Origin of the sequence: Bacillus sp. L_1B0_5, from assembly GCF_000836715.1 — a bacterium.
GTDB classification, from domain to species: Bacteria; Bacillota; Bacilli; order Bacillales; family Bacillaceae_G; genus Bacillus_A; species Bacillus_A thuringiensis_S.
Genome location: NZ_JXIS01000012.1, coordinates 56,258 through 80,421, shown reverse-complemented (window position 1 = coordinate 80,421; position 24,164 = coordinate 56,258). Strand labels below are relative to the sequence as shown.

The following is a 24,164-nucleotide window of genomic DNA, read 5'->3' as shown; positions in this document are numbered from 1 at the left end:
ATTTTTCAATGTCAACTAAGTTTTTTAATTTCTTTTTGTCGTTTTCTGCGTTTCCGCATCAGCGACGGTTATTAATATATCATGCAGTATATACAGGGTCAATACTTTTTACAAAAAAATTTCACATCCCGTTAAAAACTTAAAAATCGCTGTAAAAATCATTATAGCACCCATTCATTCTTCATGGCTCCCCTCCTATCCATTTCATATCTTATCCCTTTATCAATTTACACGAGAGTGAAAATTCTAAATTTTATGTTATATTATTATTATAGGAGTGTGGTGAGAATGAGCATTAAGTATTCAAACAAAATCAATAAAATCCGGACCTTTGCATTAAGTTTAGTATTTATCGGCCTCTTCATTGCATACTTAGGTGTCTTTTTCCGCGAAAACATTATTGTTATGACAACGTTTATGATGGTTGGCTTTTTAGCTGTTATCGCTAGCACTGTCGTTTACTTTTGGATTGGTATGTTATCTACTAAGACTATCCAAATTATTTGTCCAAGCTGTGATAAGCCAACAAAAATGCTCGGCCGTGTCGATGCATGTATGCACTGCAATCAACCTTTAACACTAGATCGAGATCTAGAAGGAAAAGAATTTGATGAAAAGTATAATAAGAAGAGTTATAAATCATAAGTATCAAGGGAAATACGAGTTTGCAACACTACAAACGTTTCAACTCATTAAAAAGTTGATTTATTAAGAAATCAACTTTTTAATTGTTTTATTAAATTTATTACACCTATTTTTTCGAAATAACAGTAAACATCCCTGTCATGTTAGGCGAATAATCTTTAAAATCATATTTTTCGTAGAATGACGTTTTACCTTGCGACGCAAACAAACCAATGAATGCTTTATCTGGAGCATTCTGATTTAAGTATTCTACTAAAGTATTCATTATTTTCTTTCCAATACCATTCTTTTGATACTCTGGATGAACCACTATATCTTGAATATAGAAATAGATAGCCCCATCACCAACAATTCTCCCCATGCCGATGATTTGATTATTATCCTTGACTGTTATACAGTAAATCGAATTTTGAAGTGATATTTCCGCCACCTCAAAGTTCATATAATTAGTCCATCCCACAGAATCACATAAATATTTATATTCTTCCAATGTTGGAATGTCACTTTTAATCTCATATTTCTTCAAAATGTCCCCTCCAAGAATTCATTTCCACCAATACAAAGTAAATTCGACAAACTTTTATCTATCCCTTCTTACTAACTTAGCACTGTAAATCCTGATTAACCTCACGCTAATCCTTATATAATAAAGAAAGAGGCTGACGTATAGCCGTCAGCCTCTTTCTTTATTATATATTACGCCTTATGACACTCTGGACAAACGCCATAAATTTCTAAGCGATGACTATTGATAACGAAGCCTGTCGTTTTCGCAGCTTCCTCTTCCAGCTTTTCCAAGCCTCCATAAGGAAAATCAACAATCTTACCACATTTTTCGCAAATTACATGATAATGTTGACTTGTAACATAATCAAATCTACTTGAAGCGTCTCCATAAGTTAATTCCTTTACAAGTCCAACCTCTTTAAACACACGTAAGTTATTATAGACAGTTGCAACACTCATATTTGGAAACTTACCTTCTAATGCTTTATAAATATCATCCGCTGTTGGGTGCGTCATTGATTCCACAAGGTACTCTAAAATAGCATGACGCTGTGGAGTAATGCGTACACCCGTATTTTTCAGCATTTCTAGCGCTTCTTTTAATTCTTCTTTGACCACCGTCATGCACCCCGATTCTATACGGATTATTATTTTATAATTCTTATAAAGAGTGTACTCCTTTTCTTATAAATCGTCAATATTTCTACTATAAGTATGTGGTTTATTTTTATATTCAGGGCTTGTTTTTATGTATCTTTCCCTTTTCCCTCATAATATTACATAGAAAAAAGTGCGACATAATCGCACTTGGAATACTATCATCTGAGGAGGTATGCCCTACACTTCCACTTTATGTAAGGCAGTAAAATATGTATAGACACTTGCCTTGTTTCTGCATATTTTATCTCCACTATAGATTTATTTTATATAAGAAAGAACATCCTCAATATGTCCTTTCACTTTCACTTTACGCCACTCTTTTACAAGTTCACCGTCTTTATTAATAAGGAATGTAGAACGCTCGATTCCCATATACTCTTTCCCAAAGTTCTTTTTCAACTTCCAAACATCATATAACTCTGCTACTTTATGATCTTCATCTACTAAAAGTGTAAATGGCAATTCATGTTTCTCAATGAATTTCAAATGTCTATTCGCTGAATCAGGACTTACTCCAAGAATAACCGTATCCTTCTCTTGAAATACTCCATACGCATCACGAAAATCACATGCTTCAGTTGTACATCCTGGCGTCATATCTTTCGGGTAAAAATAGAGAACTACATTTTTACCGCGGAAATCAGCTAGGCTAACTTCTTCTCCGTTACTTCCCTCTAATGTGAATTCTGGTGCCATTTCTCCTACTGTAATCATAGTTATCACTCCTACTCTTTTCCTTTACTATAACAAATGCTTCCTTATTTTTCATTGCCTATTACAGACCTCATCACAAAAGCAAAAGGGAGTGTATATCCAATTAGCGCTTCTGCGATTGCAATCCATCGCCCAATTCCAATCGGAGATATGTCACCATATCCAACAGACAATAAAGTAACTGCGCTAAAATATAAACAAACTTCAACGAGTTGAAAAGAATGAGCATTCAAACTTTCTCCGTCCTCTTTCAAAACTGAGAAACCCATTTCCTCTAATACAACGTAACTTAATCCAAACGCGATCAGTACTGTTGTATAGATCAAAAATAATGTGGCCAAATTATACAGCGAAAAAAAACGCGTTGAATCTGAATATGAACTCCATAATAATTGGACACTTTTCAAAATAGCGATTGCTGCAATTAATAGAATAAATCCCCATAACATGTCCTCCACCTCATTTTATATGTATGAGGTGGAGGACTGATTTATCCCTTAGAAACGAACAAGCTTCTATAATTAATTACCCGCGCCACGGTACCTTTTTACTCCTTGGTTCCAGAGGTTGATTGCAATCGTAAAACAGATAACACCAACAATTGGCGTCGCGAATGCATAACTATTCCATTCTGTTTTTCTTAAAAAGTATGCTGCTGGATATACTCCAACAAACGCAAACGGTAAAACAAACGTTAAAATGAAACGAATTACACGATTATAAATATTAACAGGATAGCGCCCGTAATTACCTATGTTATACATAAGGGGCATAATTGAACTTTTCGCATCCGACCAAAAACCAAGGCTCGCAAGCGTAACAAATATCCCTCCATATACAAGCGCTCCTCCTCCTACCATCAATATAAATAAGAAGAAATCATACCAGTAAAAAGATAATTGTAACTCCACAGCTGCATATCCCATTACAACAATCCCTGTAATGGCTCCAATTAAAGATTCAAGTTCCATTCTTTCTAATATAATTTGAAATAAGCTATGAATCGGTCGCGTTAATACACGATCCATCTCCCCTTTAATAATGTATCGATCATTAAAATCCCATATATTAAAGAAAGCTGAAAAGATGGCAAATGGTACTAAAAAGAACCCATAAATAAAGATTACCTCTTCTCGACTCCATCCCTTCAATGCTTGTGTATGCCCAAATACAACGAGAATAAATATTAAATTAACTGCTTGAAGCGATAAATCAGAAAGTAAACCAACGATAAAATCGCCTCGATACTCCAATTTCGTTTTTATATATTGACTTGCATATTGTAAAAATAAGTTTATATATAGCATCTCATCATCCCCCTTGTACAATTAGACGTTTTCTCGCCGTTCTCCACATGAGTACAATTGGAATAATAAGTACAATTGCCCAAATCACTTGAAATACTAAAGCCTCATACAACTTACTCCCCTGTATACCTTCAGAAAAAATCATACTTGGAATATAACTAATCGCCTGAAACGGTAAAAACATCATTGCTTTTTGGGCCCATAACGGATAAAAACTAATTGGTAATAATAGACCTGAAAATAAATCAATAACAACGCGTTTTGCATACATAATTCCACTATTATTAAATAGGAAAAACGTAAGCATTCCCGTCATTAAATTAATTTGTGTATTAATAATAAAACTAAATATTAAAGATAAGAAGAAATATAACCAAGTTTGAAAATTCGTTGTAATTTGCAACGAAAATAATAACGTAACGATAACCATGCCTGGAATAGAAAAGAAGGCAAAACGGAATATTCCCTCGCCAAGACCTTGCATAACTTTCATTCCCAAATAGTTATACGGACGAATTAATTCTACAGCCACACGTCCTTCTTGAATCTCCATCGCAATTTCCCTATCTATATTATTAAAATAGAAGGCACGTGCCATCCAAGCGATTGCGATATACGTGGTCATTTGCGAAATAGATAAACTTTCAATATTCTCTTTTCCGCTATAAATTGCTTGCCATAAGAAATAGTAAGCACCGATATTAATTGTATAAATTAAAATCCCACTATAGTAATTTGTACGATACGCAAGCATCATTAAAAAGCGGATTCGAATCATTTCAATATACTTACCCATGCGTAATACCTTCTTCATAAATGTTACGAATAATTTCTTCTGTAGACACTTCGTTAATTTTTAAATCTTTAATTTGAAATGCTTGTACTACTTTAGAAATAAGCATTGAAATAATAACTTCTTCATTCGGAATTTTTGCAACCCATGCGTTTTCCTCTTTCGCTTTCGACCAAACGACATGATTATCTGGCATAACCATTGATAAAGCCTGATAGGAAACTGGTGCAACAAACTGAAAGTGTATTTCCTTCTCTGCTCCCCACTGCGTACGAAGATTATTTAAAGAACCGTCATACATCATATTTCCTTCATCCAGCATGATAACACGCTCACATAAAGCTTCAATATCAGTAATATCATGAGTAGTTAATAAAATTGTTGTTTTATAACGTTCATTCATTTCTTTTAAAAATTCACGTATTTTCAATTTCACAAGTACATCTAACCCAATTGTTGGCTCATCTAAAAATAATAACGGTGGATTATGAATTAAGGCTGCTGCTAATTCACAACGCATCCTTTGACCAAGAGATAATTTTCGAACTGGTTTATCTAATAAAGGTCCTATATCTAACGTTTCAATTACGTGCTCCATATGCTCCTTATACTGAGCGTCTGATACACCATACACCTTCTTTAATAAACGAAACGATTCTTGGACTGCAATATCCCACCAAAGTTGCGAGCGCTGTCCAAAGACAACACCAATTGTTCTTACAAATTCTTCTCTTTGTTTATGTGGATTCATTCCATTTACTATGATTTGCCCTGATGTCGGAGTCAAAATCCCCGTAAGCATTTTAATTGTTGTTGATTTACCAGCACCGTTCTCACCGATATAACCAACCATTTCACCTTGCTTTACAGTAAAAGATACATCATTTACTGCTGGTACTATTTTATAATTACGATTTAATAAATCGCGAAATGCACCCTTTAAGCCCGGACGACTTGAATAGGCTGTAAACTCTTTACGTAACCCTTGTACCTCAATTACCGATTTCATAATCGGACCCCCCTCCTAAATGTCACAACGAATAGTTTACCCAACTGCCTTCGCTATCACAAACAATACGTCTTTTCGAAAAACATGTTAGAATAATACATAGATTTTTGTAAGGAGATGAATTGTAGTGAAATTCACAAAGTCAGAAGCATTACATAAAGAAGCTTTAGAGCATATCGTTGGCGGTGTTAACAGTCCTTCTCGTTCTTTTAAAGCAGTTGGCGGCGGCGCTCCTGTTGCTATGGAACGCGGGAAAGGCGCTTATTTCTGGGATGTAGACGGAAATAAATATATCGATTATTTAGCAGCATACGGTCCTATTATTACTGGACATGCTCATCCACATATAACAAAAGCAATTACAACAGCTGCTGAAAATGGGGTACTTTATGGAACACCAACAGCGCTAGAGGTAAAATTCGCAAAAATGTTAAAAGAAGCAATGCCTGCATTAGATAAAGTCCGTTTTGTAAACTCTGGTACAGAAGCAGTGATGACAACGATTCGTGTTGCTCGTGCTTATACAGGTCGCACAAAAATCATGAAATTTGCTGGTTGTTACCACGGTCATTCTGATTTAGTACTTGTGGCAGCTGGATCTGGTCCTTCTACTTTAGGAACTCCTGACTCAGCTGGCGTACCACAAAGTATCGCACAAGAAGTTATTACCGTTCCATTTAATAATGTAGAAACTTTAAAAGAAGCGTTAGATAAATGGGGTCATGAAGTAGCAGCTATCCTTGTAGAACCAATCGTTGGAAACTTCGGTATTGTAGAACCTAAACCAGGATTCCTTGAAAAAGTGAATGAACTTGTTCACGAAGCTGGCGCACTAGTAATTTACGATGAAGTTATTACTGCTTTCCGCTTTATGTACGGTGGTGCTCAAGACTTACTTGGTGTGACACCTGACTTAACAGCGCTTGGTAAAGTTATTGGCGGCGGTTTACCGATCGGTGCTTACGGTGGTAAGAAAGAAATTATGGAACAAGTTGCTCCGCTAGGACCTGCATACCAAGCTGGTACAATGGCAGGAAATCCTGCTTCTATGGCATCAGGTATCGCTTGTCTAGAAGTGCTTCAACAAGAAGGACTTTACGAGAAATTAGATGAACTTGGTGCAATGCTTGAAAAAGGAATTTTAGAGCAAGCAACGAAACATAATATCGACATTACATTAAACCGTCTAAAAGGAGCTTTAACTGTATACTTCACAACAAATACAATTGAAGATTACGATGCCGCACAAGATACAGACGGTGAAATGTTCGGTAAATTCTTCAAGCTTATGCTTCAAGAAGGAGTTAACTTAGCACCTTCTAAATACGAGGCATGGTTCTTAACGACAGAACATACAAAAGAAGATATTGAATATACAATCGAAGCTGTCGGCAGAGCATTTGCTGCCCTAGCAGACAATAAATAATCCCGTCATTAAAAGGAAAAAAGAAAGCTCACCTTTCTTTTTTCCTTTTTTCTATTTCATAAATTCCGTATTAATAGTATAATTATTCATAATTATCTGTTTTATATTCTTTTACAGCATTACTATCTCTGTGTACAAGGTGATTTGCACCTTAAATAGTAAGATTATTCTAACTTTTACAAGAGGGGGGATTGACGGATGCTCAATACAAAAAATACATGGACACCGTCTTTATTTCGAGATTATAGAAATGCAGAACATGATGCGTGTGGAATCGTTTCCGTTATGGAGAAACGAAAAATTCCTACAAAAGAAAACATTGACCTTTGTATACAATCACTCGTCAAAATGAATCATAGAGCTGGTTTCATTAATGGCGAGGGCGATGGGATCGGCATTCACATTGATATACCAAAAGCGCTTTGGAATGAAAAACTAAAAAGTAGCGGATATAATCCAACGATTGTGGATCATCCCCACTTTATCGTTGGACATTTTTTTCTAAATAAAAAAGAAAACATTACTATCTTAAAAGATTATATTCGTACGCAATTAAACAACAAAAACTTTACAATCATTTTCGAAAGTGATGATGTAACAAACTCGGATGCACTCGGTCCACTTGGTAAACAAGAAGAACCTTTATTTTGGCAAGTTGCCCTTATCGCAGAAAACGAAATTACAAATATTGAGCAAACATTATTTACTGTCACAATAAAAATAGAGGAAAACGAAGCAATTCATGTTGCTTCATTAAGTCGTGATCATGTTGTATATAAAGTTCTAGGTGCTGGTGATACACTTGTTGCCTACTATAATGATTTACAACATCCACTTATCGCTTCAACTATGACATTAGGACATAACCGCTACTCTACTAATACATTATCTAATTTTTTTCGTGTACAACCATTTAGCATTCTCGGACATAATGGTGAAATTAACACAATTGCAAAATTACGCGATCAGGCTGAAATGATTGATGTACCACTTACTGCTGGAGGCAGTGACTCTCAAGATTTAAACCGCACCTTAGAAACCCTACTTGTTCAATACGACTACAGCTTATTTGAAGCAATGGAAATTCTATTCCCACCAATTATTAATGAAATTAAACTTTATGAAACACCTTTACAAGATTTATATACGTATATACGTGAAGCATGGGGACATTTTGCACAAGGACCAGCTGGCATCATTTCCCGTTTTAAAGATGAAGCTGTTTTCAGTGTTGATTCCCTTGGATTACGCCCAGTATGGAAAGTAGAGACAGAGAGCTCTTATATTTTCTCTTCTGAACCTGGAGTTGTATCACCAACTAAATATGTAGCAGAACCAAAACCACTCGCTCCTGGAGAAAAAGTCGGATTAAAATGGAATGAACAAGACGAACTTGTTCTTTATGAATATGACAAATATCAAACCCAAGTATATAACCGTTTTAAAAAGCGAATTGATACTACTAATTACCATTTAAATTTATCTATCCCTGAAACGAAAAAAATCCAAGGGCTATGTGATTCTGTTCAAGTTGAAACGAAACAATACGTCGCTTTCGGATGGGACCGAGAACATATTCAGCTCCTTGAACAGATGGCAACAAAAGGCGTTGAGCCAATACGCTCACTTGGGCATGACTCACCACTTGCCGCACTCGATACTGATAGACGAAATATCGCTGACTTTATTAAAGAAAGTGTAGCTGTTGTTACAAACCCTGCAATTGACCGTGACCGTGAAATTGAACACTTCTCTACACGTACTGTACTTGGAGAGCGTCCAAGTTTATTCATCGGTGCAAAACGGCCATTTGTAGTTGAAATGCTTTCACCAATTATTTTAGAAGGCAGTGTGGCACAACCCATTGCAGAGGAATTACACACAATTACGTACGAACAACTCATAGAGCTATTTATGACTCATAACTCTATCGCCACAATCTCTGCTACATTCAGCTCGTCAGAAACCCTGCAATGTGCATTAAGCCGCATTAGTTCTGAAGCGATAGCTGCTGTTAACAATGGTGCTTCTCTACTAGTATTAGATGACGCAAAAGCCCATCTAAATGAACGCTTGTGGATTGATCCACATTTAGTTACCGCTAAAGTACATCAAGCATTAAGTGAAAATAAATTACGCCGCAATTGTTCTCTCGTTATACGTTCTGGTGCCCTTCGCTCCTTACATGACATTGTCACGCTATATGGATTAGGAGCAGATAGTATTAATCCATATTTATTATTCGCGACTGTAAATGATGGAACAAAAACACCAATTACGAATCTGTATAATGCACTTAATAAAGGATTAGAAAAAGTCATTTCAACAATTGGAATTCATGAGTTACGTGGTTACGGACGTCTCTATTCATCTATTGGGTTACATGAGGAAATCGCAAATATATTACAAATTACAAATTTCTTCGGTTCAAATGATTTAGCTTTTTCACTTGAATCACTTGCTGAAGATGCAAAAATACGAGCAGAGGATTATAACAATCCTAAAATTAGAATGCGAAAATCATTTCATATATTCCCGCGAATTTGGAAAGCAATTGGCGATGTTGCAAAAGGAAATTCTTATGATGATTACCGTGACAAGTTAAGTGAACTAGAAGAGAATAATCCAATCGCAATCAGACACCTTATTCAAACGAAACAAACAAAACATGTCGTTCCAACTGAAGAAGTATCTATCGGCATTCAAAATCATAATTTACCATTTATTATTAGTTCTATGTCATTTGGTTCTCAAAACGAAATCGCCTTTCGCGCATATGCAGAAGCGGCCGATCAGCTAAATATGATTAGCTTGAACGGTGAAGGCGGCGAAATTAAAGATATGATTGGGAAATACCCACATACACGTGGACAACAAGTGGCATCTGGACGATTTGGAGTAAATGCCGAACTACTAAACTCATCAAACTTAATTGAAATCAAGATCGGTCAAGGCGCAAAGCCTGGGGAAGGTGGACATTTACCTGGTTCAAAAGTGACAGCCAAAATAGCTGAAGCACGTAATGCGACAATCGGCTCAGATTTAATTTCACCTTCTAATAACCATGATATTTATTCAATTGAAGATTTAGCTCAAATGATTACAGAAATTAAAACAGCTAATCAACTTGCCAAAGTAGCCGTGAAAGTCCCTGTCGTTCCTAATATCGGAACAATTGCTGTCGGTATCGCCAAAGCTGGTGCTGATTTTATTAACATTAGCGGATTCGATGGCGGAACAGGTGCTGCACGTATTCACGCATTGCAGCATGTAGGTCTTCCTGTAGAAATTGGTGTTAAAGCCGCTCACAACGCTTTATTAGAAGCAAGTATGAGACATAAAGTAGAGATTTGGGCAGATGGTGGTATTCGAAGTGTAAATGATGCCTTGAAAATCATGCTCCTCGGAGCAAACCGTATTGGATTTGGCACACTATCAATGATTGCAATCGGTTGTACTACTTGCCGTGGGTGCCATCTAGATACTTGCCATGTTGGAATTGCGACACAAATTGAGTCTGAAGCACAAGCAAAAGAACATGGATTGCGCCGCTTCGTCCCGCGCGAATTAGAAAGCGCAGTTGCCGGCCTGTTAAATTTATTCACCTCTTTCGGTGTAGAACTAAAACGATTAACAGGACAGCTTGGATATACAAATTTACAAGCAATTGTCGGGCGTTCTGATTTATTAGAGCAAGTTCGAGGCGAAAATTTATTAAACTTATGTAATTTACTACAAATAATAGAACATCCATCTGTTACAACAACAGAAGACGTACCGGAAAAACAATTTAAAACCGTTCATTCCGCTGACTCAAAAGAATTAGTAGGCGTCGGTGTAGAGCAACGCGTTATGGGTGGTCTAGAATCATGTTATCGCGTTCGCAGTAAACTATATGAAGCTACTCAACTTGAACCACTTACATTAAAGTATACGAATGGTTCTATTCCCGGAAATGGGTTAGGTGCTTACAATAGTGAAAATTTATTTATACACGTAAATGGCGGCGCACAAGATGGCATTGGTAAAACTTCCTTTGGTGGTGGTATTTATATCACGAAATCAAAAGGAAAAGACGGAGTATATTATAACGGTTCTGTCGGAAAAGGATTTGGATATGGTGCACAAAAAGGGGCACTATACGTGCAAGGTAACGCTGATGCTCGCGCTGGCATTCGCCTTTCTGGGGCAGACATGATAATTGGAGGTAGAATAACAAAACCACTCCGTGAAAAAGAGCACGGAAATATAGGGGCATACTCCAATATTAAAGGGTTTGCTTTTGAATATATGACAAATGGGCGAGCGCTTGTTTTAGGTGACCCTGGTCCATGGATTTGCGCCGGCATGACTGGCGGTATTGTTTATTTGCGTCATGATTCAAACTTAGGCTTAACAGAACAGGCCTTAAAAAGAAGAATCGCAAAAGGGGCAAATGTTACATTACAACCAATTAGTAAAAATGGTTTGAAAGATGTAACTGAATTATTGCTAGACTATATTCGTGTACTAAACGAGCATGAGCAATATGAGGAAGTTGCTTTGTTAACCCCGTTATTAGATGATATACAAAACCAGTTTTTTGAAATTATCCCGAAAAAAGAACAGGCAGATCCATCTATCTCAACAGAGTAACATGAGTAATTTTCATTATTAAGAAAAAATTGACGAAGTACACTTCTCATAGTAATCTATAGTAACAATTTGAGACCTGCTGAAATTCAGCAGGTCTTTTTACTAAAAACTGATGTTTAAAAGAAATTAGGAAAAATTATAAAGTGAAACTTTAATTAGCCTACAGCAATTGAACGTTTACCGGCATCCAGCTACTGAATTTAGAGGCGGGAATCTTACTGTTCACAATTAGCGCGATAAAATAAATACTAATTTCTTTTAACGTCACTAAAATATCACTTGCTAACATATTGTAATGAATGTATAGTATCATGTTGTACATTCATTATGACAAGAGAAAGGATCTTATTTAGGGTATGAAACTTGGTGCTCGCATTTTAAAAACGGGTATTGCCATCACGTTAGCTTTATTTGCTTGTATTTTACTTCAATTACCGAGTCCGGTATTTGCGGGAATTTCAGCTATCTTTGCTGTTCAACCGTCTGTATACCGTTCTTATTTAACAGCACTTGAACAAATTCAAGCAAATGTAATTGGTGCGATATTTGCTATCGCATTTGCTACTGCTTTTGGACATAATCCTTTTATTATTGGATTAACATGTATATTAGTAATTGCTCTTACACTGCAATTACGATTAGAAAACACAATATCAATTGCTTTAGTAACAGTTATCGCCATTATGGAGTATCAAGGCGAAGATTTCTTTAGTTTTGCCTTACTTCGCTTTGCAACGATTATGATTGGTATTATTGCGGCTTCACTTGTAAATTTAGTATTTATGCCGCCCAAATATGAAACAAAACTTTATCATCGTATCGTTGATAATACAGAAGAAATTGTAAAATGGATTCGAATGAATAGCAGGCAGGCTTCTGATTTTACAACGCTAAAAACTGATATTGATCGTATGAAAGAAAAAATGATCAAACTAAACCATTACTATTTGCTGTATAAAGAAGAAAGAAGCTACACGAAAAAAGTAAAGTTCGCAAAAATTCGTAAGCTCGTTTTATTCAGACAAATGTTAGCGACAACAAGCCGTGCTTTAAGTACGTTAAAATCATTACACCGCACTGAAAATGAACTGCGCTATATGCCGGAAGAGTTTCAGGAATCTATCCAAAACGAACTTGACTCATTAACGCATTATCATGAACAAGTTCTATTAAAATTTATTGGTAAAGCAAAAAAACAACAATCAGTTGAAATGCTTGATGAAGTTGAAACAGGTAAACAAGAATTAATTGATATCTTTATGGAATATCAAAATAAGGACGATGAAGAAGCATATAAAACATGGTTACATCTCTTCCCTCTTATTTCTTCTATCATTAACTATAGTGAAGAAGTAGAGCATTTAGATTTACTTGTAGATAGCTTCTACACATACCATAAACCAGAAACAGAACTCCAAATCGATGATAAAAAAGAAGACGAATAAAAAAACAGCTCCTTTTATGCTAAAGGAGCTGTTTCTGTTATATGTTGAAGTTGATATAAATTGTAATAAAATCCTCTTTTTCGCATTAACTCTGCATGAGAACCAGTCTCTTTAATCTCACCGTCTTCAATGTAAATAATCGTATCAACATGCGTAATCGTCGCTAATCGATGTGCGATTATAATCGTCGTCCGGTCAGCAGCTAACGTCTGAAGCGCCTCTTGAATATACCTTTCATTTTCTAAATCTAATGCCGAAGTTGCTTCATCTAATATAAGGACCGACGGATTCTTTAGAAACACTCGTGCAATTGCCACGCGTTGTCTTTGCCCACCCGATAGCTTCACACCACGTTCTCCAACGACAGTATTATAACCATCTGGTAAGTCTATAATAAAATCATGAATTTGCGCAGCTTTGGCAGCTGCAATCACTTCTTGCTCTGTAGCTTTCGGATTTCCATATAAAATATTAGCTCCAATTGTATCGCTAAACAATAAATTATCTTGCAGTACAATTCCAATATTACTACGTAAATTTCTCATATTATACTTTCTTACATCTATCCCATCTACATAAACCGCACCTTCAGAAACATCATAGAAACGCGGGATCAAACTAGCAAGAGATGACTTTCCTCCCCCACTCGCTCCTACGAGCGCTACTTTCTCCCCAGGCTGCATAGTTAATGACAGGTTGTGTAATATCTCTTTTTCATCTGCATTATAACGAAAAGAAACATTATCAAATACAATTTCTCCATTTAATTTTTTCGTTTGTACCGCATTTGGCACATTAACAATATCGTATTTTTCATCTAACAGTTCAAACACTCGGTCCATCGATGCAAAAGATTGTGTTAATGTTGTAGATGAATTAACAAGGCGGCGAAGCGGACTATATAAACTATCCATATATCCAACAAAAGCTACCATCGTTCCTAGCGTTAACTGCCCCTGAATTACTTCATATGCTGCAAAACCAATCACAAGTAACGGACCTAAATCTGTTAACGTATTTACTGCCGAAAATGTTCTCGCCGTCCAACTTGTATGGGTTAATGCTTTCGTTAAAAATTCATTATTTCTTTTTTCAAACTGCTTCCCCTCATACTCTTCTAACGCAAAGCTACGTGTCACTTGCATCCCTTGAATACGTTCATGCAAATACCCTTGCATCGTCGCTAACGCTTGTGAACGCTCTTTCGTCAATTTCCGAAGACGTCCGAAAAAATATTTCACTGCAATTACATAAATAGGTAAAATCAATAACGCAACAAATGTTAATTTTATATTCATAGAAAACATAACAATGATGGCAATAGCAATTGTTGCAGTATCTAACCAGACGTTCATCAAACCAGTAATTACAAAATCTTTCGTTTGTTCTACATCATGGATGACGCGCGAAATAACCTCTCCTGTTTTTGTATTGGAGTAATAACGTAAACTTAACTTTTGTAAGTGACCGAAAATATACTTCCGCAAATCATACAGTATTGTATTTGCGATACGCTGCGCGAAATATTGACGATAATATTCAATCGGTGGTCTTAATACCGCAAAAATAAAAAAAGCAATTCCAATCGCTGTTATTAATTGAGATGTTTTATCTTGAAGTGAACCTCCGCCTTGAATTACATCATCGATAATATACTTTAATAACCACGGCATAATAAGTGGGATACCGAACTTAACTAGTCCAATAATAATTGTAATAGCGATAAGCCATCGATATGGTTTAACAAATTGTAAATATCTTTTTATGCCCTGCACATAATCCCCCCTCTAATAGGACAAACCTGCCGGGAAGCCCCCTGCAGGTTTGTTTTAATTTCTGTACATTAAATATCGTTCATACCACATATCTACGAAGTCTGGTGCGAACGGACCTTTTCTTTGATGAATCCACTGTGTTAAATGTGCTACATTTCGTTTTAAAATTGTATCGATAACAGGTGGATACTGCATAATTTGACTATGTTTTTCATACTCATCTTCATCTAGAAGCGTATATGTCATATCTGGATACACTTTAATATCTAAATCATAATCAATATACTTTAATGCTTCAGAATCATACGCAAAAGGGGAGCTTAAATTACAATAATAATATACGCCCTCTTCCCTAAGCATCCCAATCACATTAAACCAATAGTTGGCATGAAAATAACAAATTGCTGGTTCACGCGTAATCCATGTTCGGCCATCCGATTCTGTAACTACTGTACGATCATTCGCTCCGATCACAAGACTCTGTGTCCCTTTTAAAATTGTTGTTTCTTCCCACATTCTATGAATGGAGCCATTATGTTTATAACTATGTATTTGTACTTTTTCTCCTTCTTTGGGAAATCCCATATATGCTCCCTTCTTTCAACTGCAAATGCCCTTTGAACGGCATTCACTTTTCTTCTATTATAACTTTTTTGTCAAAATTTTAAAACTAAAGGGATAAGACTCTATTTTCCACACTGAATATGCAGGAGGTTTATCGTTGAATACAATAATACCCAATCTTCTCAGAAAACAAGGATTGTACTGTATTATTTATAAACGAGGACATGTAATAGAAAAAGCCCCTCTCTATTTGAAGGACTTTTCACCTGAAGGCAATAATATATCTTATCCTAAATTTGAAATCATTTTTTCAGTTTCAAAAGATTTTATCACACTATTCGTTTGCTTTTCGAATTTTTCATGTAATAGCTTCAACGCTACTTCTGTTCTATATATTTCTTGGCGAATAAAATGTAAGTCTTTTTTATCGCACGTATCCTTTTCACTCATTTCAATTTGCTGATACTTCTCTAAGTGTGATTGCAATTTTAACAACTCATCCATCGTTTCCAATTGTTCTCCCACCAACTTATCAAAATCGTTCATTACTTACCCCCTTTTGGATTTCTTCATCAGTTATTATTCCTAATTACATATTTCTAATCTTTAACTTCCTTCTCCTTTGACAACATTTGTTGACTTATTAGAAGTTATGTCGTTCACTTTATTTTCATTACAACGATCCACACACAAAGAAAACACTTCTCCCGAATTAGAGAAGTGTTTTTCTTTCATTACTGATTTGAGCTAGAAGATTGTGATTGTTTTGCAGCTGACTTAGCATTTTGTTTTTTCACAGCATGCACGTCTGTTTCAGTTGCAAATTCTGTACCATAACTAGCGTTTGCACTTTGTGCACCAGAAGCTTGCGCTTTCTTTGCTTCTGATTGTGCGTTTGCTTGTTTTACTGCTTGTACATTTGTTTCAGTTGCAAACTCTGTACCATAACTAGCATTTGTACTTTGAATGCTAGCACCAGAAGTTGCCTTGTTATAACCTTGTTGTTTTTTACTCATCTTTCTCACCTCCACAATCAATAATGTAACCAATTCAACTAGAAGCTATCCGTAATTTTCTTTTGAAAAAATTCCGCATATATCTCTTGTTACTCATTCAAACTATAGAAAATGGAGGTGAAAATATGTATATAGGACGCGATATGACTGAACTAACGATGATTTCAAAAAACGAATGGAAAGAAGATGAATTAGCTTATTTTCATCATTCATTACAACAGATTTTGCCCTATTTAAATGCGGAAGGGCAAAGTATTTATAAAGAAATTGTAATAGAGATCAAATCAAGGGGCGGCTTACAAGAAGGTGATGCCAGTTGGACTCATGGAACAAAAATTTCTTACGATTAAAAAAGTGTTCCCAATCTAGGGAACACTTTTTTGTTTATTGCATTGTAATTTTCTCAACACAACTCTCATAAATCGTACGATGCGATTTAGAGAAAGGTAACTGCTCAAATGCTTTTTTCGATACAAGTTTCAATGTATCTGTTTCAACAATATCATCGGTTACTTTTCCGTAAAATACAAATATATCCCAAGTACGATGAGTAAATGTATGTTGTACATTCATTGCGTACTCATCAATAGAAATCGAAAGCTCAAACTTTTCTTTCATATAATCTATAAGCTGTTCTTTCTGACTTCGAATCCCTTCGCCAAGTTCAATATTCGGAAACTCCCACATATTAGCTAATAATCCGCTACTTGGACGTTTATTAATAACGTAACGACCATCTTCAGTTTGAAGTACTCCTGCAACAATAGGTACCATTGTAGGAGCTTTCGCTTTACTTTTTACTGGTAGTTCTTTTTGAACACCTTCAGCATATCCTCTGCAATGCTCACGTACAGGACACAGTAAGCATGATGGATTTTTAGGAATGCAAATCAGTGCACCTAATTCCATCAATCCTTGATTAAAATAAGATGGGTTTTCTACTGAAATAATTTCACGCACAATCTCTTCAAAAACTTTTCGAGTCTTTGGTTTTGCAATATCATCCCATACTGATAAAATGCGAGATAATACACGCATAACATTTCCATCAACTGCCGGCTCTGGTATACCATATGCGATACTTAAAATAGCGCCTTTTGTATATGGTCCGACACCTTTTAACTTTTCAATTTTCTTTACATCACTCGGTACAACCCCGCCGTATACTTCTTTTACCTCTTTTACTGCCGCATGTAAATTACGTGCTCTAGAATAATATCCTAAACCTTCCCATGCTTTTAATACTTCTTCATCATCTGCGTTCGCTAACGCTTCAAGTGTAGGAAACTTCCCCATAAAATTTGCGTAATATGGTTTTACAGCTTCTACTCTTGTTTGCTGTAACATAATCTCAGAAACCCAAACGCGGTATGGATCTTTATTTTTTCTCCATGGTAAGTCGCGCTGCTCCTCTTCAAACCAACCAATTAAATCATTTTGAAACTGCTCTATATTAAAATTTTTTAGTATTTCAAGTGTCAAACTTGATCCCCCTCATTTTTTTGCATATAAGTACTATTATAAAGATTTTAGGAAAAAATTTAAGTAAGATGACATAGGAAATTGAAGGCAAAGGACTTGAGGTATCTAATAAAAAGAGTTACATTAATAAAAAACGGAGGTGGATTTCTATGGACACAGCCACTCACCTTGTTATGGGTATCACTTTAGGTAGCTTAGCAACATTAGATCCAGCCATAGCACAAAGTGATATTGGCCCACAAGCTGTTATGCTTGCTACAATTGCTGGTTCCAACATTCCTGACATTGACACAGTTTTAAAATTGCGTAATAACGCTAAATATATAAGAAATCATCGCGGAGTTACTCATTCCATTCCCGCGGTAATTCTTTGGTCATTCCTTATAAGTGGCATCTCTTTCGCCTTCTTTTCAGACGCTCCATATCTTCATCTACTACTTTGGTCATTTATTGCAGTCTTCCTTCACGTCTTTGTAGATATTTTCAACGCCTATGGTACACAAGCATTACGGCCTTTCACAAAAAAATGGGTCGCACTCGGCGTGATTAATACATTCGATACCGTAATTTTCTTTATCCATATACTTGCAATTGCTTGCATGCTCGTCGGTTCTCATAAAGGATACACTGCCTTAGCAGCATATATATTAATGATTGTTTACTATATCGGACGAATTATGATGCACAGAAATATAAGAAGCGTTGTACACAAACGTTTCAAAAATGTCGAAAAGATTATCATTTCTCCTTCTTACCGATTTTATCATTATCATTTAGCAGTCGTTACAGCTGATTATTACTACGTTGCGAGATGGCACCGTGGTAACATCATGATATATGACAAGTTCGATCGGGTACCGTTCCCAGACAATGATATTATGCGAGCAGCTAAACAAGATGAAAACATCTCGGCCTTCCTATCTTTCTCTCCTGTATATCGCTGGGATATTTTTGATCATGATCATTATTACGAAGTACGATTCATTGATTTACGGTATCGAAGTAAAGATTATTATCCATTTGTCGCGATTGTTCAGCTCGACCATAATTTAAATATTATTAATTCCTATACAGGATGGATTTTTAGTGAAGAAAAACTTCGAAAAAAACTGGAATTACTTCCACATTAAAAAAAGCGACTTAAGTCGCTTTTTTTAATGTTTCAAATGATCTTCTTGATTAATTAAATGGCTATACTTCGGATTGTTTGTACGCATTTCATGAAGGCGTACACCATGATTATTAATCCATGATCGTACCACTTGCTCAGTCATTTCCTCACCGTGATAACGCCCTGATTTTGCATAAGTTGTTTGAAAATCTTCCCAAAGTAATTCAACCCACGCACGAGCTTGTCCGTAAGAGAGCTTGTCATTCTTGTCTAATAATTCTTTCGTTAATGCTTCATAAATATCATTCATGTTCTAATCTCCTTTTACCTATTTATCCCTTCATTTCTAAAGGATAGTTTCTTCTGTTTTGCACATTCTATAAGTGATACTTCTTAAAGAGGTTCTTAAAGAGGTATCAACTGATGAGGAGGAGGGCGTTCGCAATGGGTAAACAAGCCGAATTTTGGTCTGAGTCAAAAAACAACAGCAAAATCGACGGTCAGCCGAAAGCGAAATCACGCTTCGCTTCGAAGCGACCTAACGGCACAATTAACACGCACCCACAAGAACGTATGCGTGCTGCAAATCAGCAGGAAGAGTAATACAGATACAACCTAAAAAATTAACTTCCTACACGAGGTGATAAAGATGAGCTACCGTGATCGTTTAGATAGTCGTTCTGAATTATTTAACCATACGTGGACTCGTCCGAAACATGCGAAAGCGCAAGTTAACGGACAGACGCAACAAACCCAGTCTCTCATTATATTGGCCAACGAATGTAAAAAACGCCAATTTTAGAATCTCCTATCTCCTTTAACGCCTACCAAAGATGAAAACCAGAGAGATATTTACTCTCTGGTTTTTATTTTTCTTGCAATAAGGAAATTGGTATGCCAATCTCTTCATTATCATTTTGCTTATAACCCCAAGCAAATACCCCATTGAAGTACGTAATTTTAAATAATACACCAGGTTCTTCTATTAATTCATATGTTTCACCAATATGAAATTTGTTTATATCCGTCATATAGGCGCGAGCCATTGCCATCTTTCTCATTAATACATCGAACTCATTTACAATTCCAAGCTGCTCAGCCTTTATTGCTTGCTCCTTCAAATCTCCAATTTCTTCTCTAAGCTCATGTGGTGTCATTTCACTATAGCGTTTTGGCATATTCATCTCATTATTCCCCTCATCCCTCTTCACGTTTCATTTGTAAAAATATCTCTATCTCATCGATAGAGAATCCTTTTCGATATAACGCTTGTTTCATCTTGTTTTCAAATGTCCATCCATCATGCTTCTTATATTTCTCATAATATTTATTCCCATGATAGTGTAACGCTTCTTGTTGCTTTTCGTCATCTCTTTCGTCTTTCAATTCTTCCAAACAAATTTGAATTACTTCTCTAGAATATCCTTTTCGAACAAGCATCTCATCTAACTTTAGCTTCATTTGTAAAAAAGAATGCTTTTGATAAGATTTTTTCTTCTTTTCTATGAGAAACAAGGCATTCTCAATTTGCTTTTCCTTCGGATATTCTTGTAAACTATGCATAATAATTAAATCTTGAACACCTTTATTTAACAACTCTCTTTTAATAACAGTTGGACCTTTTCGATTCACATTACTTTGCGTTCGCGTATATAAAACAGCGTACTCTTTATCATTAATATATCGGTCATGTAATAATTTCGAAACGACTTCAGAGATGATGGCCTGTCCCACTACTTTTTTTCGTAAAAAATCTTCTATTTCTTGTTTTGTTCTCATTTGATAGGATAAATAGGAGATTGCTTGTAAATATGCTTTTTGTACCTCTTCATTGTACAAAATATTTCCTAACTCTATTTCATCAATTTCTAAGCCTTTTTGTAATCCATGTTTCATTAAGATTACTTGATCCACACTAAACCCGTACTCTTCGCCTTGACCTTTATCAATATAAATATTAAATCGTTCTTTCGATCGTTTTTGTACTTCTATTTTTGTAATGACAGCCATACTCTCACCTCACTATTATTTTAACATAGTCGAGGAACATTTTTTCTTTTCAAGAATATATATAATGAGGAGGAAATACTTGTGAAAATCGCAATTTCTGGTGGTACAGGCTTTATCGGTAAATATCTTTCTACTTTTTTTGTTCAAAAAGGATATACTGTTTACATCCTCACACGAAAAAAAACTACTAAAACTTCCGCTCCTAACCTTCAGTATGTTCAATGGACACCAGATTTACAAACCTTCCCCCTCTCTTCTATTGATGTCGTTATTAATCTAGCCGGAGAGTCTATTAATAGTAGATGGACAAAGAAACAAAAGAAAGCCATTTTAAACAGTAGAATTCAAACAACAAAAGGAATCATTAAACAATTACAGGCACTCCATACAAAACCACATACATTTATTAATGCAAGTGCTATTGGATACTACGGAACATCTGAAATAGAGTCTTTTACTGAGCAACAAGAAACTCCCGGAAATGACTTTTTAGCAGAAACAGTATTTTTATGGGAGCAAGAAGCAGCTAAAGCATTTTCTCTCGGAATAAGAACAATTTACACAAGATTTGGAGTTGTATTAGGTGCAGATGGCGGAGCCTTGCCAAAAATGTTACTTCCCTATCAATTCTATATCGGCGGCACCATTGGTTCTGGGAAGCAATGGTTATCATGGATTCATATAGACGATGTCGTTCGTATGATGGATTTCATCATACACAAAAAAGAAATTGATGGCCCTCTTAATATGACAGCACCAACACCTATAAGAATGAAGGAATTTGGAAAGACCATCGCTGCTGCAACGAGAAAACCACATTGGCTGCCTGTCCCTTCATTTATGCTTCACGCCTTATTAGGTGAGATGAGCATACTTGTACTAGAAGGGCAACACGTATTACCTAGTAAAGCAATTAAACATGGATACCAATACACATTTCCGGCAATAGACCATGCATTACAAAATATACTTTCGCATACAATGTAGTACTTCTAAAACACAATTTTACATGGGCCCTTTTAAAACTTTCATTTTCTAGGATCCGAAGCATTACCATACAAATAACCTTTCAGTTACTTTCCCTTAACTTCCATTAGCATTATAAAGTAACAGAAATGAGGTACCTATGAAAATATTGCTCAAACAAGCCATTGTATACCCTATTACATCTCCAAAGTTTCAAGGCGATGTACTCGTTACAGGAGAGCGAATTACCGAGGTCAAACCTTTTATTCAACCTACTCAAGATATGACCGTTATTGATGCACGAGCACTCCATCTCTTACCTGGCTTTATTGATGTCCATACTCACCTTGGTCTCTATGATGAAGGTACTGGTTGGGCTGGAAATGATGCCAATGAAACATCTGAAGTTTCAACACCACATATTCGTTCTTTAGATGGAATCCATCCTCTCGATATCGCCTTTCAAGACGCTGTACAAAATGGAATTACAACCGTTCACGTTATGCCTGGCAGTCAAAATATTATCGGGGGTACTACTTGTGTAATAAAAACAGCTGGAACTTGTATTGATCATATGATTATTCAAGAACCTGCTGGTTTAAAGATTGCCTTTGGAGAAAACCCTAAAAAAGTCCATAGTAATGGAACAAAAGAATCCATAACACGTATGGGGATTATGGGGTTACTTCGGGAATCATTCTATGAAGCACAACACTACGGGCACGAAGCTGATTTTCGAATGCTTCCTATTTTAAAAGCATTACGTCGTGAAATACCCGTACGTATCCACGCTCACAGAGCAGATGATATTAGTTCTGCGCTACGCTTTGCAACGGAATTCAACCTCGATCTACGTATTGAACATTGTACAGAAGGACACTTTCTTGTTGAAGAGCTTTCGAAACACAATTTGAAGGTTTCAGTTGGTCCCACTCTGACACGCCGTTCTAAAATCGAACTAAAAAACAAGACATGGGATACTTACCATATATTATCCAAAAATGGTGTGGAAGTTTCTATAACAACAGACCATCCTTATACACCCATTCAATATTTAAATATTTGTGCTGCTGTCGCAGTAAGAGAAGGATTAGACGAGAAAACAGCACTAGAAGGAATCACCATATTCCCAGCGCGAAATTTGCGTTTAGAGGATAGAATTGGAAGCATCGAGGTTGGAAAAGACGCCGATCTCGTGTTATGGACTCATCATCCTTTCCATTATTTAGCCAAGCCTGTACTAACTATGATTGATGGAAAAATAATTTACAAAAAAAATAAAAAAAACTAGTTTATTTTTTTGACTAGATAAAGTATTATACGATTATAAACTGAATGAAACCATAATCAATTTGTGTCGTGATTATCATTTTCAAATTGATGAATGGGGAAGGCAAATGGTGCGCCACCAGCGTTAGAAACTGGTTCTAGTGGGTTCGATTCCCACCCCGAAATTTTTTAAAGATTGATATAAAAATTTCGAGGGTGGGGTGTTTTTTCGTCATGCTACCCTCGTGTGAGGAGGAGTTAGTATGTTGAAAAAACGCGACTTACACGACAGCCACGTTCTATACGAGTTAATGGTGGACCCAGCTGTCTTCCCTTTTGTGCGTCAAAAGGCTTATTCTTATGAAGAATATTTATTCTTAACGAAACAAACGATTGAAGCTGAAGAGCGTGGTGAATTAATTTCACGCACAATTTTAGATGAATGGGGTAACCCTATCGGAACAATTACTTTATTTGATGTGCAAGAAAAAGCTGGATTTCTCGGGACATGGCTTGGCAAACCATATCATGGAAAAGGCTATAATAAATTAGCGAAAGATTCATTTTTTAGTGAACTTTTCTATGAATTAGATATTGAAACAATCTTCATGCGTATTCGTAAAATAAATATTCGTTCTATTAAAGCTGCAGAAAAACTGCAATATGTAAATCTAGCAAATGAAACAAGAAAAGCCGTATATGATGAAATTAACGCAAACGAAGAAGTCTATAACTTATATGAAATTCCAAAAGATCAATACACACTTGCTACAATGCGAGATACAACCTTCCAAGATGCTCATCAATTAAAAGAAGCATAATCTAAATTT

Annotated in this window: 26 protein-coding genes; 11 read left to right on the top strand and 15 right to left on the bottom strand. The window is 36.0% G+C overall.

Annotated features, from left to right (window positions below; translation table 11 throughout):
* Positions 1–288: 288 nt before the first annotated feature.
* On the top strand, positions 289–645 hold the full coding sequence (locus tag RT27_RS04055; RefSeq protein WP_000025067.1) for a YgzB family protein: 357 nt from the start codon (positions 289–291) through the stop codon (positions 643–645).
* 106 nt (positions 646–751) lie between these two features.
* Here RT27_RS04055 and RT27_RS04050 read toward each other — a convergent pair whose 3' ends face one another.
* The 7 genes from RT27_RS04050 to RT27_RS04020 all read right to left on the bottom strand — a co-directional run bounded on the left by RT27_RS04050 (position 752) and on the right by RT27_RS04020 (position 5,635).
* A complete protein-coding gene (locus tag RT27_RS04050; RefSeq protein WP_000759743.1) occupies positions 752–1,171 on the bottom strand; it encodes a GNAT family N-acetyltransferase in 420 nt (139 codons plus the stop codon).
* Positions 1,172–1,341: 170 nt separating this feature from the next.
* A complete protein-coding gene (gene perR / locus RT27_RS04045) occupies positions 1,342–1,770 on the bottom strand; it encodes a peroxide-responsive transcriptional repressor PerR (protein ID WP_000237829.1) in 429 nt (142 codons plus the stop codon).
* 300 nt (positions 1,771–2,070) lie between these two features.
* A complete protein-coding gene (bcp, locus tag RT27_RS04040; protein WP_000633711.1) occupies positions 2,071–2,526 on the bottom strand; it encodes a thioredoxin-dependent thiol peroxidase in 456 nt (151 codons plus the stop codon).
* A 44-nt stretch (positions 2,527–2,570) separates the two neighbouring features.
* Complete coding sequence (locus tag RT27_RS04035) at positions 2,571–2,975, bottom strand: potassium channel family protein (protein WP_016083615.1); 405 nt, start codon at positions 2,973–2,975, stop codon at positions 2,571–2,573.
* 72 nt (positions 2,976–3,047) lie between these two features.
* On the bottom strand, positions 3,048–3,833 hold the full coding sequence (locus RT27_RS04030; protein ID WP_016083616.1) for an ABC-2 family transporter protein: 786 nt from the start codon (positions 3,831–3,833) through the stop codon (positions 3,048–3,050).
* A gap of 4 nt (positions 3,834–3,837) precedes the next feature.
* A complete protein-coding gene (locus RT27_RS04025; RefSeq protein WP_000521519.1) occupies positions 3,838–4,629 on the bottom strand; it encodes an ABC-2 family transporter protein in 792 nt (263 codons plus the stop codon).
* A complete protein-coding gene (locus tag RT27_RS04020) occupies positions 4,622–5,635 on the bottom strand; it encodes an ATP-binding cassette domain-containing protein (protein ID WP_043935366.1) in 1,014 nt (337 codons plus the stop codon). The genes RT27_RS04025 and RT27_RS04020 overlap by 8 nt, the downstream gene beginning before the upstream one ends.
* Positions 5,636–5,762: 127 nt before the next feature.
* On the opposite strand from RT27_RS04020, the gene hemL reads away from it, so the two are divergent.
* From hemL to RT27_RS04005, 3 genes are all read left to right on the top strand, one after another.
* Entirely contained in the window at positions 5,763–7,061 is a 1,299-nt protein-coding gene (hemL, locus tag RT27_RS04015; RefSeq protein ID WP_000673245.1) for a glutamate-1-semialdehyde-2,1-aminomutase, read from the top strand.
* Between the two features lie 198 nt (positions 7,062–7,259).
* Complete coding sequence (locus tag RT27_RS04010) at positions 7,260–11,696, top strand: glutamate synthase-related protein (RefSeq protein ID WP_043935365.1); 4,437 nt, start codon at positions 7,260–7,262, stop codon at positions 11,694–11,696.
* A 356-nt stretch (positions 11,697–12,052) separates the two neighbouring features.
* Positions 12,053–13,141 carry an aromatic acid exporter family protein gene (locus RT27_RS04005; protein ID WP_016083619.1) on the top strand — a complete coding sequence of 363 codons (1,089 nt, stop codon included), beginning with the start codon at positions 12,053–12,055 and terminating at the stop codon, positions 13,139–13,141.
* Positions 13,142–13,155: 14 nt separating this feature from the next.
* Here the strand turns inward: RT27_RS04005 and RT27_RS04000 are convergent, their stop codons facing one another.
* The 4 genes from RT27_RS04000 to RT27_RS03985 all read right to left on the bottom strand — a co-directional run bounded on the left by RT27_RS04000 (position 13,156) and on the right by RT27_RS03985 (position 16,496).
* Positions 13,156–14,916 carry an ABC transporter ATP-binding protein gene (locus tag RT27_RS04000; protein ID WP_016083620.1) on the bottom strand — a complete coding sequence of 587 codons (1,761 nt, stop codon included), beginning with the start codon at positions 14,914–14,916 and terminating at the stop codon, positions 13,156–13,158.
* A 54-nt stretch (positions 14,917–14,970) separates the two neighbouring features.
* Positions 14,971–15,501: a DUF402 domain-containing protein gene (locus RT27_RS03995; RefSeq protein ID WP_000506627.1), complete on the bottom strand. Its 531-nt coding sequence runs from the start codon at positions 15,499–15,501 to the stop codon at positions 14,971–14,973.
* A 264-nt stretch (positions 15,502–15,765) separates the two neighbouring features.
* On the bottom strand, positions 15,766–16,026 hold the full coding sequence (locus tag RT27_RS03990; protein ID WP_000997587.1) for a YgaB family protein: 261 nt from the start codon (positions 16,024–16,026) through the stop codon (positions 15,766–15,768).
* A gap of 188 nt (positions 16,027–16,214) precedes the next feature.
* Positions 16,215–16,496, bottom strand: a complete 282-nt coding sequence (locus tag RT27_RS03985; RefSeq protein ID WP_000039035.1) for a gamma-type small acid-soluble spore protein — start codon at positions 16,494–16,496, stop codon at positions 16,215–16,217.
* Positions 16,497–16,621: 125 nt separating this feature from the next.
* On the opposite strand from RT27_RS03985, the gene RT27_RS03980 reads away from it, so the two are divergent.
* On the top strand, positions 16,622–16,846 hold the full coding sequence (locus tag RT27_RS03980; RefSeq protein WP_043935363.1) for a hypothetical protein: 225 nt from the start codon (positions 16,622–16,624) through the stop codon (positions 16,844–16,846).
* Positions 16,847–16,880: 34 nt separating this feature from the next.
* Here the strand turns inward: RT27_RS03980 and mutY are convergent, their stop codons facing one another.
* Positions 16,881–17,978, bottom strand: a complete 1,098-nt coding sequence (gene mutY, locus RT27_RS03975) for an A/G-specific adenine glycosylase (RefSeq protein WP_043935362.1) — start codon at positions 17,976–17,978, stop codon at positions 16,881–16,883.
* Positions 17,979–18,127: 149 nt separating this feature from the next.
* Here mutY and RT27_RS03970 point away from each other — a divergent pair, with 149 nt between their 5' ends.
* On the top strand, positions 18,128–19,108 hold the full coding sequence (locus RT27_RS03970) for a metal-dependent hydrolase (RefSeq protein WP_016083622.1): 981 nt from the start codon (positions 18,128–18,130) through the stop codon (positions 19,106–19,108).
* A 24-nt stretch (positions 19,109–19,132) separates the two neighbouring features.
* Here the strand turns inward: RT27_RS03970 and RT27_RS03965 are convergent, their stop codons facing one another.
* Complete coding sequence (locus RT27_RS03965; protein ID WP_016083623.1) at positions 19,133–19,399, bottom strand: YfhJ family protein; 267 nt, start codon at positions 19,397–19,399, stop codon at positions 19,133–19,135.
* A 134-nt stretch (positions 19,400–19,533) separates the two neighbouring features.
* Between RT27_RS03965 and RT27_RS03960 the strand changes: the two genes are divergently transcribed.
* Positions 19,534–19,692 (top strand): small, acid-soluble spore protein K, encoded by a 159-nt coding sequence (locus RT27_RS03960; protein WP_000517891.1) that lies wholly within the window; start codon positions 19,534–19,536, stop codon positions 19,690–19,692.
* Between the two features lie 46 nt (positions 19,693–19,738).
* Positions 19,739–19,891: a YpzG family protein gene (locus tag RT27_RS32295; RefSeq protein WP_000122093.1), complete on the top strand. Its 153-nt coding sequence runs from the start codon at positions 19,739–19,741 to the stop codon at positions 19,889–19,891.
* 64 nt (positions 19,892–19,955) lie between these two features.
* Here RT27_RS32295 and RT27_RS03955 read toward each other — a convergent pair whose 3' ends face one another.
* Both RT27_RS03955 and recX read right to left on the bottom strand, forming a co-directional pair.
* Complete coding sequence (locus tag RT27_RS03955) at positions 19,956–20,273, bottom strand: YfhH family protein (RefSeq protein WP_016083624.1); 318 nt, start codon at positions 20,271–20,273, stop codon at positions 19,956–19,958.
* Between the two features lie 13 nt (positions 20,274–20,286).
* The gene (gene recX / locus RT27_RS03950) at positions 20,287–21,099 is read right to left on the bottom strand and encodes a recombination regulator RecX (protein ID WP_043935361.1); all 813 of its coding nucleotides are present in this window, start codon (positions 21,097–21,099) and stop codon (positions 20,287–20,289) included.
* A gap of 81 nt (positions 21,100–21,180) precedes the next feature.
* Here recX and RT27_RS03945 point away from each other — a divergent pair, with 81 nt between their 5' ends.
* The 3 genes from RT27_RS03945 (at position 21,181) to RT27_RS03935 (ending at position 24,155) form a co-directional block, all read left to right on the top strand.
* Positions 21,181–22,086: a TIGR01777 family oxidoreductase gene (locus RT27_RS03945; protein ID WP_016083626.1), complete on the top strand. Its 906-nt coding sequence runs from the start codon at positions 21,181–21,183 to the stop codon at positions 22,084–22,086.
* A 139-nt stretch (positions 22,087–22,225) separates the two neighbouring features.
* The gene (locus RT27_RS03940; RefSeq protein WP_000698297.1) at positions 22,226–23,356 is read left to right on the top strand and encodes an amidohydrolase; all 1,131 of its coding nucleotides are present in this window, start codon (positions 22,226–22,228) and stop codon (positions 23,354–23,356) included.
* Between the two features lie 241 nt (positions 23,357–23,597).
* Entirely contained in the window at positions 23,598–24,155 is a 558-nt protein-coding gene (locus RT27_RS03935) for a GNAT family N-acetyltransferase (protein ID WP_000914737.1), read from the top strand.
* Positions 24,156–24,164 lie beyond the last annotated feature (9 nt).